Raw genomic sequence first — 16,361 nt, forward strand, 5'->3', positions numbered from 1 at the left:
GAGCATTCGCATTTTCACTGATCAAAGAAGATTGGTGAGAAGATCGGCGGCGCGGGCCGTGCCGTCCTCCCGCTCGATGCGCCGGCCGATCTCGGCGGCCCGCTCCGCGATCTCCGGCGAGCCGGCGGCGCGGCGGATCGCGGCGGCCAGCCGCGGCACCGTGAGCCCGCCGAACGGCACCGGATCCGGCCCGGCGCCGAGCGCCGCCACCCGCTCCGCCCAGTACGGCTGGTCGCCGAAGAACGGGCACACGACCGTCGGCGCGCCCGCCCGCAGCCCCGCCGCCGTGGTCCCGGCACCGCCGTGGTGGACGACCGCGGCCATCCGCGGGAACAGCCACGAGTGCGGCACGTCGCTGACCGCCAGGACGTCGTCGTCGGACGTCGCCGGATCACCTTGAACCACGCCGCGGACACCGGCGAGGCGCAGCGCCGTCCGCACCACGCGGTCGGTCATCACCGGGTCGCGGGGCAGCATGCTGCCGAAACCCACGTACACCGGCGGCGGACCGTCGTCGAGGAAGCCCGCCAGCTCGGACGGCGGCTCGTACGCGGGCTCGTCCAGGAACCAGTAGCCGGTGAGGTGCACGTACGCGGGCCAGTCCTTCGGGCGCGGCACGACGGCCGGGCTGAAGCACGCCAGCACCGGCCGCTCCTGGGCCCGCGCCACGCGCATCGGACCGCGCACGGACAGCCCGTCCAGGCCGAGCCGCGTGCGGCGCCACGGGTCGATGAACGGCCGCGCGAGCTGCCAGGCGACCTGGTCGATCGCCATGAAGCTCGCCCGGTTCCCCCACGGCCCGAGCAGTCGCGCCTGCGGCACGAACGGATGCGGGAACGCGCCGGTGGGCTGGCTCGGCTGGAAGTGAATGAGCGCCCAGGGAACGTCCAAATGCTCGGCGATGTGCAGGGGCAGGAATCCGAGCGTGGGACCGAGCACCAGGTCGGCGCCCTTGCAGGCGTCCAGGCACTCGGTCAGGAGCCGTTCCGCCATCGGCCCGAGGATGCGCTTGAATCCGCGGAGGAATTTGACGGGATTACGGCCGCCCGAAAGCAGTTCCTGCCCCTCGTCCGATTCGAGGATCTCCGTCGGATCCGCCGTGAGCGGCGCGAGTTCCATGCCCGCGGCGACCACCATCGGCGCGTACCGCGCGCTCGCCACCAGCCGCACCTCGTGCCCGCGCTCCCGCAACTCGCGTCCCAGCGCGACGCAGGGCTGGATGTCCCCGCGCGATCCCGCCGCGAAGATCACTATCCGGCTCATCGCGGCCTCCTCACCAGGCATCGCTGCGCGGGTCGGCCTGCGGCTCGCCGGGCGGCGTCTCATCGGGGTCATAGGGCGCATACCACCCCGCCGGAGGCGTCGGCAGCTCCTCCGGCACCGGCCGCAACGCACCAGACCCGACCTGCACGACCCACCCCTCCTCGGGCACACGAACCGCCGCCCCCGGAGGCTGCGCGGCAGGTGACGCCCCCACAGGCGGCGCGGCCTGAGCAGCCGCGGCAGACACGTCCGAAGGCAGCGCGGGCTGCGCGGGCGCGGCGGGCGGCGTCGCATGCATGGGCGCGGCGGGCGTGCCAGCAGGTGGCGTGAGCTGCGCAGGCGCGGCGGGCACGTCCGAGGGCTGCGCGGGCTGCGCGGAATGCGCGGGCTCGGCGGGCGCGGTTGGACGTTGCGTGGTAGGTGGCGGCGCTTGCCTAGGGGCGGCGAGCGCGTCTGAGGGCTGCGCGGGATGCGTGGGCACGGGTCGGGCTTGCGCGGTGGGTGGTGTTGCTGGGGGGGTTGTTGGGTCGGGCCAGTCTTCCCAGGCGTTGTTGCTGGTCGGGAGGGCGCTTGGTGGGCTCGGCCAGGGAGTGGGGGTGGGGGGCGGGTTCTCGTCCTCGCGCCAGGTGTAGGTGTCGTCCGGCGGCTTGGGGGGCTCCTCGCCGTCGGTCCACCAGTGGGGGCCGGGCGTGGGCGTCGGGACGGGCTTCTGGGGCATGTCGTCGTCCTCCTGGGAGACGGACAGCGGGAGAGGCTCGTTGGGCGGCGCGGCGCTGGCGAGGGTGAGATCCAGGTCGGGGGCCGGGTCGGGGGCCAGGTCAGGGACGGGTTCCACCGGTGCCGCGAGCGGTCCGTCCGCGGCGGACACGATGGGCAGCGGGTCGCGTGGGGTGGCGTGGACGGCCGTCATGGCGAGCTCGGCGGCGGGGACCACGGGGAGCTCAGGGGCGGCGGGGTCGATGGCGGGGACCGAGGTCGCCGGGGCGGGTTTTTGTTTTTCGGCGAGCAGGGGGGCCTGTTTGCCGTGCTTCGGGCCGAGCCAGCCGCGGCGGCTCGGCAGGGTGAGGCCGCTGATCAGGCCGCCGATCAGGACGAGCACGGCGCCGAGGATCAGCCCGGAGGCCGTCCCCTTGCGGAAGGTCTCCAGTTCGGCGGCGCTCGCGCCCTGCTCGGGGACGTGGTGGATGAGCAGGCCGAGGATGGCGATGCCGAACGCGCCGGACGCCTCCCGGATGACGTTGATGACGCCGCTCGCGACGCCGGCCTGCTCCTCGGGGACGGCCTTGAGCACGTACATCACGAGGGGCATGCCCATGGCGGCGCCGACGCCGACGATCATGACGCCGGGCATGAGCTGGGCGTAGCCGTCGCCCTGCTGGATGGTGGAGAACAGGAACATGCCGAAGGCCATGAGCGCGAGGCCGCCGCCGATGGCGGGCCGGGGGCCGAGCTTGGCGGCCAGCCAGAACGCGACCGGCGTCATGACCATGATGGCGATGGACGGGGGCAGCATGACCAGGCCCGCCTGGGGCGGGGAGAAGCCGAGGAAGCGCTGGAGGAAGGTCGCCGAGTAGAAGATCATCCCGTTGAAGCCGATGCCGTAGAGCATCTGGGACAGCAGGCCGCCCGCGAAGACCCGGTTGCGGAAGAACCGCAGGTTGATCATCGGGTCGGGGGCCCAGTTCTCCACCATGACGAAGCACACGAAGGCGATCGCGGCGAGCGCGAAGACGCTGATCACGGAGGGGTCGGCCCAGCCGTGCTTGTTCCCGGCCTCCAGGCCGTAGGTGAAGGCGAAGAGCATCGTGGCCGAGATGAGCACGCCGGGGAGGTCGACCTTGGCGTCGCGGTTCTCGCCCTTGCCGGTGAGGACGACGAGGCCGAGCAGGATGACGAGCACGCCGGGCACGATGTTGATCAGGAAGATCCAGCCCCAGCTCCACTGCTGGACGATGAAGCCGCCGATGGTGGGGCCGAGCGCGGTGGCGACGGCGCCGGCGCCGACCCACACGATGGTGCCGAGGGAGCGCTGCTTGTCGGTGCGCCCGACGGTGACCATGACCTGCGTTGCGGGGAGGGCGAGGGCGGCGCCGGCGCCCTGGGTGACGCGGGCGAGGATGAGGACGCCGGACTCCTGGGCGAGTCCGCAGACGGCGGACGCGGCGGTGAAGACGATCATGCCGATGGTGAAGGTGACGCGGCAGCCGAAGACGTCGGTGAGCCGCCCGCCCGCGACCATCAGGCAGGAGAACATGAGGATGTAGCCCGTGGCGACCCAGTCCTTGGCGGAGTTGGACATGTCGAGGTCGCGCATGATGGTGGGCAGGGCGTTGGCGACCACCGTGTTGTCCATGGTGATCATGAATGCGCTGACGGCCACCACCGCCAGCGCCCATCGGTATCGGCCCCGGGTCACTGTCCGTCCGGCGTGCGCTCCCGGCCCGTCGGCCGGGAAATCCGCCGCTTCCCCCTAAAAGCACTAGTCGCTATTGTTACTGCAGGTTGGTCTCTGGTCACTCGGCCCCGGCCGTCCGGCAGGGAACCTCAACTATCCCATCAGGCCACATTGGTTACTCCTGAGTCTTGTCATCACCGTGACAAGTACCCACGGAGAAAAGTGGTCTGGATGCGCATCGTGAGCCGGTCATCGTAGGACAAAGTGGTCCCTCCGCTTCGATGAACGATCCCGGTTTCATGGGGGGAACCCACCGCATGCAGAGCAACGATCGTTCCGGAGCCGCGCGGGTCCGCCCGCAGGACGACACTCGGATCAGCGAGGATTCGATTCGCCGGTACCTGATCGAGCAGATCGCGCGTCGCTCCAGGATCGCCGCCGCCGAGGTCGACCCCGACCGTCCGCTGGAGGAGTTCGGACTCGCCTCCCGGGACGCCGTCGCCATCGCCGGCGAGCTGGAGCAGATGCTCGGCCGCGCGCTGCCCGCCACGCTGGTCTGGGAGCACCCGACGATCGACAGGCTCGCGGTGGCGCTCGCCGGGGGCGCGGTCGAGGCCGCGCCGGAGCCGGCCCCCGCCGCGGTGGCGCGGAAGGCCGCCGCGGACGAGCCCATCGCCGTCATCGGGATCGGCTGCCGCTTCCCCGGCGGCGAGCGGGACCTGACCGGGCCCGAGGACTACTGGCGGTTCCTGACCGGGCGCGGCGACGCGATCCGCGAGGTGCCGGACGGGCGCTGGGACGCGTTCGACGACGGTTCCCCCGAGGTCGGTGACCTGCTGGAGCGGACGACGCGGCTCGGCGGCTTCCTGGACGACGTCGCCGGGTTCGACGCGCGGTTCTTCGGCATCACCCCGCGCGAGGCCGCGGTGATGGACCCCCAGCAGCGCCTCGTCCTGGAAGTGGCGTGGGAGGCGTTCGAGCACGCGGGCATCGGTCCCGCGTCGCTGCGCGGCAGCCGCACCGGGGTGTTCGTGGGCGTCTCGGCGCCGGAGTACGCGGCGTTCACCGCGTCCGACCTGGCCTCGCTGGAGCCGTTCACGGCGACGGGCGCGGCGCTCAGCATCATCGCCAACCGGCTGTCGTACCTGCTGGACCTGCGCGGCCCCAGCATGATCGTGGACACGGCGTGCTCGTCGTCGCTCGTCTCGACGCATCTCGCGGTGCGGGCGCTGCGCAGCGGCGAGGCGGACGTGGCGCTGGCGGGCGGCGTGAACCTGTTGCTGTCGCCGACGGTCACGATGACGTTCGACCTCGCCGGCGGGACGGCCGCGGACGGGCACTGCAAGGCGTTCGACGCGTCCGCCGACGGGATGGTCCGCGCGGAGGGCTGCGGCGCCGTCGTCCTGAAGCGGCTGTCGGACGCGCAGCGCGACGGCGACCGGATCCTCGCCGTCGTCCGCGAGTCCGGGGTGAACTCCGACGGCCGGTCGAACGGGCTGGTCGCGCCGAACTCGGACGCGCAGCGGGCCCTGCTGCGCGACGTGTACGCGTCCGCGGGCATCGACACCCGCGAGGTCGACTACGTCGAGGCGCACGGGACGGGCACGTTCCTCGGCGACCCGATCGAGGCGAAGGCGGTCGGCGAGGTGCTCGGCGCGGGCCGTCCGGAGGACGAGCCGCTGCTGCTGGGGTCGGCCAAGTCGAACCTCGGGCACATGGAGTCGGCGGCGGGCGTCGCCGGGCTGATCAAGGCCGTGCTGGCGCTGCACCACCGGGTGATCCCGCCGAGCGCGCACTACAAGGAGCCGAACCCGCACATCCCGTTCGACGAGCTGCGGCTGCGGGTCGTGGCGGAGGAGACGCCCTGGCCCGAGCGGAGCCATCCGCCGCGCGCGGGCGTGTCCGGGTTCGGGTTCGGCGGGACGAACGCGCACGTGCTGCTGGAGGCGGCGCCCGTCCAGGAGGCGGACGTCCAGCCGACCGTGGTCCGCACGTTCCCGCTGTCGGACGTCTCCGACGACAGGATCCGCGACCACGCGGCGCTCCTGGCGGCATGGCTGCCGGGACGCGACGACGTCGAGCTCGCCGACCTGGCCCGCACCCTGCACCGGCGGGGCGGGCGGGGCCGTGCCCGCGCCGCCGTCGCCGCCCGCGACCGCGCCGGGCTGGTGGAGGGGCTGACCGCGCTGGCCGAGGGCCGCCCGCACCCCGGCGTGATCACCGGGAGCGCGCTCGGCGTGCCCGGCCGTCCGGTATGGGTGTTCTCCGGGTACGGCGCGCAGCGGGCCGGGATGGCGCAGCGGCTGCTGGAGGAGGAGCCCGCGTTCGCCGAGGCGATCGACGACCTGGACGGGCTGTTCGCCGAGGAGGGCGGCCCCGACCTGTGGTCGCTGCTGGAGGAGGGCCGCAAGCCGGACGGGCCCGCCGAGGCGATGCCGGTGCTGTTCGCGGTCCAGCTCGGCCTGGCCCGCATGTGGAAGGCGTACGGCGTCACGCCCGGCGCGGTGATCGGGCACTCGATGGGCGAGGTCGCGGCCGCGGTCGTCGCGGGCGCGCTCACCCCGCAGGACGGCGTCCGGGTGATCTGCCGCCGGTCCCGGCTGCTGACCCGGCTGGTCGGCGGCGGCGCGATGGCGGTGCTCGGCGCGTCCGCGGACGAGGTCGCGCGGCTCGCCCACGACCTGCCCGAGGTGTACGCGGCGGTGCACTCGTCGCCGAAGCAGACCGTCGTGACCGGCGACGCCGAGCAGGTCGCGCAGGTCGTCAAGCGGGCCGAGGCCGAGGGGCGGCTGGCCCGGATGGTGCAGGCCGAGGGCGCCGGGCACTCCCCGCAGGTCGATCCGCTGCTGCCCGACCTGCGCGAGCAGCTCGCCGAGGTCGGCGCGGAGCCCGGCACCCCGCTCGCCGAGGGCATCAGGCTCTACACGACCGCGCTGGAGGACCCGCGCGCCTTCCTCGGCGCCGAGGGCGGGCTCGACGAGAAGGCCCGGCTCGACGCCGGCTACTGGGCCGAGAACCTGCGCAACCCCGTCCGGCTGACGGACGCGGTCGCGGCGGCGGCCGAGGACGGTTTCCGGACGTTCGTCGAGGTCAACGCCCACCCGATCCTCGCGCACGCGGTCGGGGAGACCCTCGACGGGACGGGCGCGCTCGTCACGCACACGCTCAAGCGGGCGCGGAAGGGCGAGGAGACCGACGACACCCTGACCTTCCACGCGCAGCTCGCCACGCTGGCCGCGCACGGGCACGCGATCGCACCGCCCGCCGACGGCCGCGTCGTGGACGTGCCGCAGTCGCCGTGGCGGCACGAGCGGCACTGGGTGGACGTGTCGTCCCGCGCGGCCGGCGGCCGGGACGAGCACCCGCTGCTCGGCGCGTACGTCGAGCTGCCGGGCGAGGACCGGCACGCCTGGCGCGCCGACGTGGGCCTCGCGGCGCAGCCGTGGCTGCGCGAGACCGTCGTGCACGGCCTGCACGCGCTGCCCGTCGCCGCGTTCGCGGAGATGGCGGTCGCCGCGGGCGCGATCGCGCTCGGGACGGACGCCGTCCGCGTCAACAGCCTGTGGATGGAGCGCCCGCTCGCGCTGTCCGAGCACACGACCGTGACCACGACGTTCGCGGAGGCGGAGCAGCGGGTCGAGGTGCACGCGCTGACGCCCGCGGGGACGTGGGCGCGGCTCGCCAGCGCGGACGTGGGCGACGACCACCGCCCGCCCGCCTCGCCCGCCGCGGGCGCGGCGACCGAGGTGGCGGGCGCCGAGCGCGGCAGCCGCCACTACCGGCTGCACCCCGAGGTGTTCGACCGCTGCCTGGCGGTGCTGTCCGCCGAGGTCGCGGCCGGTGACGGCAGCGTGTGGCAGGCCGAGACGATCGGCAGCCTGCGCGTGTACGGGCCGACGCACCGGGGCGGCCACGTCCAGGCGGAGGTCGTCCACGACGACGACGCCGTGACCGGTTCCGTGCGGCTCCTCGGCTCGGACGGTGAGGTCCTCGTCGAGGCCACCGGCATCGTCCTGCGCCGTGTGGAGCGCCATGACGTGCCCGTCCCGCTGGAGGACAAGCTCGTCCACCTCGTCTGGGACGAGGTGGAGGCGCCCCCGGCCAGCGAAGAGGGCGGTACCTGGCTGCTGCTCTCCGACGAGGACGACGCGCTCGCCGGAGCCGCCGCCGCGGAGCTGGAGGAGCGCGGCCGGACCGTCGTCCGGCGGCGCCTGACCGACCGGTCACTGGCGGACGAGCCGCTCGCCGGAGTGGTCCTGATCCCCTCCGCCGAGCTTGTGGACGAGGACCTCGTCCTCACGGTCGCCGAGGTGAGCCGGACTCTCCCCGACGGACCCCGCCTGTACGTGGCGACCCGTTCCGCCCTGCCCGTCCTGGACGGGGAGGCGGGCGACCCCGGCCACGGGTTCGTGCGCGCGCTCACCCGCGTCCTCGCCTTCGAGCGCACCGTCCAGCGGGCCACGCTCGTGGACGTCGACCGTCCGGCCGACCTCGTGGACGAGCTGCTCGGCGACGGCGAGGCGCGCGAGGTCGCGTGGCGCGGCGGCGTCCGGTACGCGGCGCGGCTCGCGCAGGCCGCCCTGCCGGAGCCCGCGGCCAAGCCGAAGCGGATCGTCCGGCGCGGCGGCGCCTACGTGATCACCGGCGGCTACGGCGGGATCGGCCTGGTCACCGCCCGGCTGCTGGCCGAGCGCGGCGCGGGCCGCATCGTGCTGTCCGGCCGCCGCGGCCCCGGCCCCGAGGCCGAGAAGGCCATCGCGAGGCTCCGCGAGGACGGCGTGGACATCGACGTCGTCCTCGGCGACATCGCCGCCCCCGGCACCGCCGAGCGGCTCGTCGCGGCCGCCGCGGAGGGCGGCGCGCGGCTGCGCGGCGTCGTCCACGGCGCCGGCGCCATCGACGACCGGCTGATCGCCGACCTCGGCGCCGAGGATCTCCACAGGGTGTGGACGGCGAAGGTCGAGGGCGCCCGGCGGCTCAGCGAGGCCACCTGGGACGCCGACCTCGACTTCTTCGTCACGCACTCCTCGGCCGCCGCGCTGCTCGGCTCGCCGGGACAGGCCGCCTACGCCTCCGCCAACGCCGCGATCGACGCGCTCATGGCCTGGCGCCGGGCGCACGGCCGCCCCGGAACGACCATCAACTGGGGCACGTGGTCCGAAGTCGGCGGCGCCGCCGACACCGCCGTGACCGTCATCGACCCGATCAGCCCCGCGGAGGGCGCCGAGGCGCTGGAGGCGCTGCTCGCCGCCGGCCGCGCCGAGACCGGCGTGCTCCGCTTCGACCCGGTCACCGCGGTCGGCCTGTTCCCCGAGATCCGCCGGATGCCGTACTTCGCGGCGCTGACCGAGGCCGCGGACGAGCGCGGCGCGGACGACGCGGGCGACTGGCCCGGCGTCGAGGCGCTGAAGGACCTCGACCCCGCCGCCGCCCGGGCCGCGATCGCCGCCCGCGTCCGGTACCGGATCGCGTCCGTCCTGGGCTTCGACCCGGAACGGCTGGACCCGGCCGTCCCGCTCACCGACCTCGGCCTGGACTCCCTGGTCGCCGTCCGGATCAAGAGCGGCGTCGAGCACGACCTCGGGCTGACCGTCCCCGCGTCCGTCCTGCTCCAGGGCGCCAGCGTCAACGTCTTCGAGGAATGGGCCGCCGGGGAGTTGGGCCTCGCGGACGCCCCCGCCCCCGCGCCGTCGGCGTCGTCCAACGCCGAGGCCGGCTACGTGATGCCGCGCGACGCCGCCGAACGGCTCGCCGTCCGGATCTTCGAGGACGTCCTCGGCCTCGACCGCGTCAGCGCCACCGCCGACTTCTTCGCCGAGCTCGGCGGCCAGGAGCACCAGGCCGACCAGGTCGTCGCCCGCGTCGCCGCCGAGCTCGGCGGCGAGGTCACGCGCGGCGAGCTGCTCGCCGTGCCGACCGCGGAGAACGTCGCCGCGTTCATCCGCGCCGCGGACGAGGAGGCGGCGCGGCAGACCGTCCGGCCGCTGAAGCCGTCCGGCGACCGCCGCCCGCTCTTCATCGCCCACCCGGCCGGCGGCACCACCGCCTGCTACCGCCAGCTCATCGACCTGCTGGGCGCGGACCAGCCCGTCTACGGCCTGGAACGGTTCGAGGACGCGCCCTCGGTCGAGGAACGGGCCGCCCGATACGTCGAGCACCTCCAGCGGGCCCAGCCCGACGGCGCGTTCCGCCTCGGCGGCTGGTCGTTCGGCGGCGTCCTCGCCTACGAGACCGCACGGCAGCTCCAGGCGGCCGGACGCGACGTCGAGTTCGTCGCCCTGTTCGACGCGGGCCTCCCGCTCGCGGTGGACGACGAGTCCGACACCCTCGCCCGCCGCTTCTCCGCGTTCGCCGACTACATCAACGAGACGTACGGCCTGGACGTCTCCCTCACCTACGAGGAGCTGTCCGGGCTGGACGAGGAGGCGCAGTTCGCGCTCGTGATGGAGCGGGCCGCGCCCCTGGTGGACCACATCCCCCCGGCGGCCCTCGCCCACCAGCTCACCTCGCACCAGGACACCCGCTCCCTGGAGGCGTACGAGCCCGGCACCTATGACGGACATGTCATCCTCTACTACGCGCCCGAGGAGACCCCCTGGGCGGTGCGGGACGCACGGTACGCGCTCGACGGGACCAACGGTTTCGGCGGGCTCTGCTCGAACCTGGAGATCGTCACCATCCCCGGTGTGCACCACCTGAACCTGCTCGACCCGCCCGGTGTGGAGGCCCTCGCCGCCCACCTGGAGGACCGGCTCGCCGGACGCGCCCCCGCGGACGGCGCCGCGCGCAGCGACCGGACGGCGGCCCCCGGCCCCGGCGCGAACGGCACCCCCGTTCCCGCCGCGTCCGGACGGCCCCGGGCCCGGTCCACCCACGCCCGCTGAGGGCTCGCCCACGACCCCTTTCCACGGAGGACACCCCCATGGCCCAGTCCGGCTCGTCCCACGACCTGCTCGACGCCGTACGGTCCGGCGCGAGCGGCCCCGAGCTGCAGGAGATCGACCTGCCGACCCGCTTCCGCGCCGCGTTCACGCGCAAGGAGGAGGTCGGGATCTTCGAGGGGCAGACCGACAAGGACGTCCGGCGCTCGCTCCACGTGGGCGAGGTGGACATGCCCGAGCTCGCGCCCGACGAGTGCGTGGTCGCCGTCATGGCCGCGGCGATCAACTTCAACACCGTCTGGTCGGCGATCTTCGAGCCGGTGCCGACCTTCGCCTTCCTGGAGAAGTTCGGCCGCCAGGGCTGGTACGGCGCCCGCCACGACCTCCCGTACCACATCCTCGGCTCCGACGGCGCCGGCGTGGTCGTCCGCACCGGCAGCGGCGTGAAGAGCTGGAAGGTGGGCGACAAGGTCGTCCTCTCCCCGTCCTACGTGGACGAGGAGGACCACGGCTCCTACGACGACGGCATGATGAGCGAGAGCCAGCTCGCCTGGGGCTTCGAGACCAACTTCGGCTCCCTCGGCGAGTACTGCATCGTCAAGGCCAACCAGCTCATCCGCAAGCCCGCCCACCTCAGCTGGGAGGAGGCGGGCTCCAACACCCTCTGCGCCGCCACCGCCTACCGGATGCTCGTCGGCTCGCACGGCGCCCGCATGAAGCAGGGCGACGTCGTCCTGATCTGGGGCGCCACGGGCGGCCTCGGCTCCTACGCCACCCAGCTCGTCAAGAACGGCGGCGGCATCCCCGTCGCGGTCGTCTCGTCCGAGGAGAAGGCCGAGATCGTCCGCGCCCAGGGCTGCGATCACATCATCAACCGCAACGAGCTCGACCTCGGCGAGCAGGGCCTCCGCCACCCCAAGGCCGGCCGCATGCTCGGCGAGGCCATCCGCCGCCTCGTCGGCGAGGACCCCGGCATCGTCTTCGAGTACCTCGGCCGCGAGACCTTCGGCGCGTCCGTCTACGTCGCCAAGCGCGGCGGCAAGATCGTCACCTGCGGCTCGTCCACCGGCTACAAGCACGACTACGACAACCGCTTCCTCTGGATGCGCCTCAAGAGCATCATCGGCTCGCACGGCTTCAACTACCACGAGGCCGTCGAGACCAACCGCCTCATCGGCCTCGGCATGATCCACCCGACCCTCTCCACGGTGTTCCCCCTGGAGCAGGCCGGCGACGCGACCCGCGCCGTCCAGACCAACCAGCACATCGGCAAGGTCGCCGTCCTCTGCGGCGCCGACGCCGAGGGCCAGGGCATCGACGACCCGGCCCTCCGCGAGCGCATCGGCGAGGAGCACTTCAACCTGTACCGCCGCTGACCCACCCCGCGTGGCGGGGCCGGCACCCCCGGCCCCGCCACGAACTTTTCACAAACGCTGCGTAATGGCTTGAGCACACATAGTGTTCTCGCATGCCCAGCAACATCCACGAGCTCCCCCTGGAGATGGTGCGCAACCGTCCCCAGCTCGTCCCCGAACTCCTCAAAAGCCTCGGCGTACCCATACCCGACGAACCCGCCACGCTGACGTCGGAGTCCTACGCCGACCTCAACCCCGCCGAACTCCGCTGCGACGCCACCGTCCTGCTCGGCGACCCCAAGAAACCCCAGCTCGGCATCGTCGTCGAGTCGCAACGACGCATTAACCTCGACAAGACCTACAGCTGGCCCGCCTACCTGACCTCCCTGCGCCTACGGCGCCGATGCCCGGTCATCCTCCTCATCCTCTGCCCCGACCCGGCCACCGCCCGCGGCTGCGCCACCCCCATCAAGCTGGGCCACCCCGAATGGGTCCTCACACCCCTGGCCATGTCCCCCGAGGACCTGCCCCCCATCACCGACCCCGCCCAAGCCGGACGCCTCCCCGAACTGGCCGTCCTCAGCGCCCCCGCCCACGCCGACGGCCCCCAAGCCCCGGCCGTCATCCAGGCCCTCGCCGGAGCCATCGACGCCCTCCCCGGTGACACCGGCCCGCTGTACTATGACTACGTACTGTCGCGGTTGTCTGACGCCGCCCGCAAGATCCTGGAGAAGACCATGGACCTCAAGAACTACGAGTGGCAGTCAGACTTCGCCAAGACCCACGAGGCCCGGGGTGAGGCCAAGTCGATCCTCCTCGTCCTCGACGCTCGCGGGATCGATGTTCCGGCCGAGATTCGCAGTCGGGTCAACGAGTGCACCGATCTTGAGCTGCTTGCGCGGTTGGTTCGGCGGGCTGCGGTGATCGAGAGTGCGGACGAGCTGTTCGACTGATCGTTGGGGGACGCCCCGTGCCGAGTTTCGGTGCGGGGCGTTTCGCTTCTAGGGGTCTAGGGCCTCGTGTTTTTCGTGGTCGCCGTTGGGGGCGGTGCGCAGGTCGGCTCGGAAGCGGCGGTTCAGGGCCAGGCGGGCCCGGCCCAGGCGGGTGCGGGCTCCGGGGGGTGTGACGCCCTCGGTGTCGGGACGGGCCAGGGGGATCGCCGGGGGCGGGCGCTCGTCCTGGATGGTGGCGAGGGCGGCGGTGTCCAGGGGGCGTTCCACTTCGATGTACTCGCCGCTGGGCAGGCGGCGGATCACGCCCGTTTCCAGGCCGTGGTGGGCGAGGTCGAGGTCGCGGCGCTGGAGGCCCAGGCAGATGCGGTAGGTGATGGCGTACGCGACGATCGGGCCGAGGATGATGGTGAAGCGGAAGAACCAGGTCGTCCAGAAGAGCGGGATCTGGAAGCGGTTCGCGATGACGTCGTTGCCGCCGGCGAGCCAGAGGACGCCGTAGAAGACGACGCCGCCGGCGCCGATGGCGGTGCGGACGGGGACGTCGCGGGGGCGGTCGAGCAGGTGGTGGATCTCGTGGTCGCCGGTGACCCAGCGTTCGAGGAACGGGTAGGCGGCGAGGCCGGTGAACAGCAGGCCGGGGACGACGAGGGCGGGGATGAGGACGCTCAGCGGCAGGGTGTGGCCCCAGGCGTTGATCTCCCAGGCGGGCATCATGCGGAGCGAGCCTTCCAGCCAGCCCATGTACCAGTCGGGCTGGGAGCCGGAGCTGATCGCGCCGGGGTCGTAGGGGCCGAACAGCCAGATGGGGTTGATCTGGAAGAACGTCGCGAGCAGGGCGGTGACGCCGAAGACCCAGAGGAAGTACGCGGTGGTCTTGCCGATGAAGACGGGGAAGAACTGGTAGCCGTACACCGTCCTGTTGGAGCTGCCCTTGCCGGGGAACTGGGTGTGCGTCTGCCGCCAGGTGAGGACGACGGCGTGCAGCGGGATGAGGGCGGCGAGGATGCCGGGGATCAGCAGGACGTGGATGACGTAGAGGCGGGGGATGATCTCGGTGCCGGGGAACTCGCCGCCGAACAGGAACATCATGAGGTAGGAGCCGACGAGCGGGAGCGAGGCGATGACGCCTTCGAGGATGCGGAGGCCGGTGCCGGAGAGCAGGTCGTCGGGGAGCGAGTAGCCGAACAGGCCGTTCAGCATGACGAGCATGAACAGGACGACGCCGATCAGCCAGTTCAGCTCGCGGGGCTTGCGGAACGCGCCGGTGAAGAAGTTGCGCAGCAGGTGGACGACGATGGCGGCGAGGAAGATGACCGTCGCCCAGTGGTGGACCTGCCGCATGAGCAGGCCGCCGCGGACGTCGAAGGTGATCTTCAGCGTGGACGCGTACGCCTCGCTCATCCGGACGCCGTGCAGCGGGCCGTAGGAGCCGTCGTAGAGCACCTCGTCCATGCTCGGCTTGAAGAAGAACGTGAGGAAGACGCCGCTCAGCAGGATGATCACGAACGAGTACATCGCGATCTCGCCGAGCAGGAAGCTCCAGTGGTCCGGGAAGGCCTTGCGCACGGCCTTGCGGAGGAAGGGCGTGCCGCCGAAGCGCTCGTCGACGGCGCGGCCCGCCGCGCCGAGCCGCGGGGGGACGCGGTCGCCGGAACCTGAGGGCACGTGATCACCTCACGCCTCGTTCGCTCGTGCCTTCACTGTCGCACCGGAGGGCGGGCCCGGCCAGGGGGACGTCCCCGCTGTGAAGTTCTGCGGTGGAATCGGCCGAAGCTGGTCGAAATCAGACCTAGACTTTGCGCCCCAGCGCGTATCAGGTCATGATTTGCCCCACATGGACCACGTAAGTAAGTAATTACCCCGTGTGTATGGCGCGCGACGCAGGGGGAGAGCGGCGGGAGGTACACGTGGCGGACGAGGGATCCACCGCTTACGGGCGCCCGTGGGCGGACATCCCCAGGGAACTGGCCGACCACATGCGCCCGCACCTCGACGAGGTGGCGGACGACATGATCCAGGAGATCCAGACGCGCGTCAGGGAGTACGACCGGCCGGGCGACGGCTCCTACTCGAGCACGTTGCGGACGGCCGTCGAGCGCGTCCTGCACTACTTCGTGGACCGGGTGGCCGATCCCGGCCACGACCCGAGCCCGGTCACCGACTTCTTCCGCGCGATCGGGCGGGGCGAGGCCGGCGAGGGCCGGAGCTTGGACGCGATGCAGACCGCGATGCGGGTCGGCGGCATGGTCGCCTGGCGGCGGATCACCGCGGGCGCGGACGCCCTCCAGGCGTCGCCGCGGATGCTCGGCTCCGTCGGCGAGGTGCTCATGCAGTTCCAGGACGAGCTGGCCGCGGCGGCCGCCGAGGGGTACTCGCAGGCGAAGGCGGCCGTGGCGGGCGAGATGCAGCGCCGCCGCAAGCGGCTGCTGGACCTGCTGTTCGCCGACCCGCCGGCCGCGCCGGAGGCGATCGCCGACCTCGCCGCCGCGGCGCACTGGCCGGTGCCCCGCACGGTCGCGGCCGTCGCGCTCGGCCGGCACCACCAGGACGCCCGGCACCCGGCGTTCCCGCCGGACGTCCTCGCCGACCTGACCCGCCGCACGCCGAGCCTGATCATCCCGGACCCGGACGGCCCCGGCCGCGCCAAGCTGGTGGACCGCGCGCTGGCCGGCACGCTCGCGGTGGTGGGGCCGACCGTCCCGGTCATCGAGGCGGCGCGGTCGATCCAGTGGGCCCGCAAGACGCTCGGGCTCGTCCAGCGCGGCGTGATCGACACCGAGGGCGAGGTGATCCGCAGCGTGGAGCACATGTCCACGCTGATCCTGTTCCAGGACGAGGAGCTCATCACCTCGCTCGCCGACCTGCGCCTCGCGCCGCTGGCCCACCTGCGGTCGAGCCAGCAGGACCGGCTCGCCGAGACGCTGCTGGCGTGGCTCCAGTCCGGCCGCAACGCCAACGAGGTCGCGATGCGGCTGCACGTACACCCGCAGACCGTCCGCTACCGGCTGCGCCAGCTGGAGGAGCTGTTCGGCGACCAGTTGCTGGACCCCGACCTGCGCTTCGACCTGGAGATCGTGCTGCGGGCCCGGGCGCTGCTGGCGGAGGGCGCCGGCGAGCACATCGTGTCCCCGGCCCGCGAGGTCGTCGGCGACAGCGGCGAGGTGGTCAGTTTCCGCCGGACCTGACCCGCAGCCCCTCGGCGGTGGCGACGCGCTCGGCCAGCCGGGTCTGGGCGTCGCAGAGCAGCCACAGCTCGCCCTCGTCGGCGGCGACGAGCTCCTCCAGGCAGCCGTTCAGCAACTGGTAGTCCGAGAGGGGGCCCACGCGCGTGGCCCGCAGGCTCCCGGCCGAGCGCTCGGCGTGCCATCCGGGCACGCACCTGATCACCGACATCGCCGCGGACTCCTTGGTCGCCCCATGGTAGGTCTACCGTAGGACGGCGGCCCCGCCCCCACAACGCGTTCGGCGATACCGAGTGTCCGGTTCCGGCAACCGTGCGTGACGGTGTGCCGGG

General features: G+C 72.9%; 8 protein-coding genes. 4 read left to right on the plus strand and 4 right to left on the minus strand.

The features are described from left to right. Positions 1-21: 21 nt before the first annotated feature. Both E1300_RS00845 and E1300_RS53275 read right to left on the minus strand, forming a co-directional pair. Entirely contained in the window at positions 22-1,263 is a 1,242-nt protein-coding gene (locus E1300_RS00845) for a glycosyltransferase (RefSeq protein ID WP_131754890.1), read from the minus strand. Between the two features lie 10 nt (positions 1,264-1,273). Continuing rightward, on the minus strand, positions 1,274-3,643 hold the full coding sequence (locus tag E1300_RS53275; protein ID WP_278045332.1) for an MFS transporter: 2,370 nt from the start codon (positions 3,641-3,643) through the stop codon (positions 1,274-1,276). A gap of 332 nt (positions 3,644-3,975) precedes the next feature. On the opposite strand from E1300_RS53275, the gene E1300_RS00855 reads away from it, so the two are divergent. The 3 genes from E1300_RS00855 to E1300_RS00865 all read left to right on the plus strand — a co-directional run bounded on the left by E1300_RS00855 (position 3,976) and on the right by E1300_RS00865 (position 12,847). Beyond that, positions 3,976-10,542, plus strand: coding sequence for a type I polyketide synthase (locus E1300_RS00855; protein ID WP_131754892.1), 6,567 nt, complete (start codon positions 3,976-3,978; stop codon positions 10,540-10,542). A gap of 38 nt (positions 10,543-10,580) precedes the next feature. Beyond that, positions 10,581-11,915 (plus strand): crotonyl-CoA carboxylase/reductase, encoded by a 1,335-nt coding sequence (ccrA, locus tag E1300_RS00860; protein ID WP_131754893.1) that lies wholly within the window; start codon positions 10,581-10,583, stop codon positions 11,913-11,915. A gap of 92 nt (positions 11,916-12,007) precedes the next feature. Next, positions 12,008-12,847, plus strand: a complete 840-nt coding sequence (locus E1300_RS00865; protein WP_131754894.1) for a hypothetical protein — start codon at positions 12,008-12,010, stop codon at positions 12,845-12,847. A gap of 48 nt (positions 12,848-12,895) precedes the next feature. On the opposite strand, the gene qcrB is transcribed toward E1300_RS00865, so the two are convergent. After that, positions 12,896-14,512 carry a cytochrome bc1 complex cytochrome b subunit gene (qcrB, locus tag E1300_RS00870; protein ID WP_131754895.1) on the minus strand — a complete coding sequence of 539 codons (1,617 nt, stop codon included), beginning with the start codon at positions 14,510-14,512 and terminating at the stop codon, positions 12,896-12,898. Positions 14,513-14,754: 242 nt separating this feature from the next. On the opposite strand from qcrB, the gene E1300_RS00875 reads away from it, so the two are divergent. After that, on the plus strand, positions 14,755-16,032 hold the full coding sequence (locus tag E1300_RS00875; RefSeq protein ID WP_207399408.1) for a PucR family transcriptional regulator: 1,278 nt from the start codon (positions 14,755-14,757) through the stop codon (positions 16,030-16,032). On the opposite strand, the gene E1300_RS00880 is transcribed toward E1300_RS00875, so the two are convergent. Next, a complete protein-coding gene (locus tag E1300_RS00880) occupies positions 16,013-16,240 on the minus strand; it encodes a hypothetical protein (protein WP_131754897.1) in 228 nt (75 codons plus the stop codon). The two genes, E1300_RS00875 and E1300_RS00880, sit on opposite strands and share 20 nt — an antisense overlap. Between the last annotated feature and the right edge of the window lie 121 nt (positions 16,241-16,361).

Origin of the sequence: Actinomadura fibrosa, assembly GCF_900659615.1 — a bacterium.
GTDB lineage: Bacteria > Actinomycetota > Actinomycetes > Streptosporangiales > Streptosporangiaceae > Spirillospora > Spirillospora fibrosa.

Bases quoted from the DNA above. Each gene is read 5' to 3' on its own strand.
- E1300_RS00845 (WP_131754890.1), bottom strand. From the start codon at position 1,263: ATGAGCCGGATAGTGATCTTCGCGGCGGGATCGCGCGGGGACATCCAG.
- E1300_RS00855 (WP_131754892.1), top strand. From the start codon at position 3,976: ATGCAGAGCAACGATCGTTCCGGAGCCGCGCGGGTCCGCCCGCAGGAC.
- ccrA (WP_131754893.1), top strand. From the start codon at position 10,581: ATGGCCCAGTCCGGCTCGTCCCACGACCTGCTCGACGCCGTACGGTCC.
- E1300_RS00865 (WP_131754894.1), top strand. From the start codon at position 12,008: ATGCCCAGCAACATCCACGAGCTCCCCCTGGAGATGGTGCGCAACCGT.
- E1300_RS00880 (WP_131754897.1), bottom strand. From the start codon at position 16,240: ATGTCGGTGATCAGGTGCGTGCCCGGATGGCACGCCGAGCGCTCGGCC.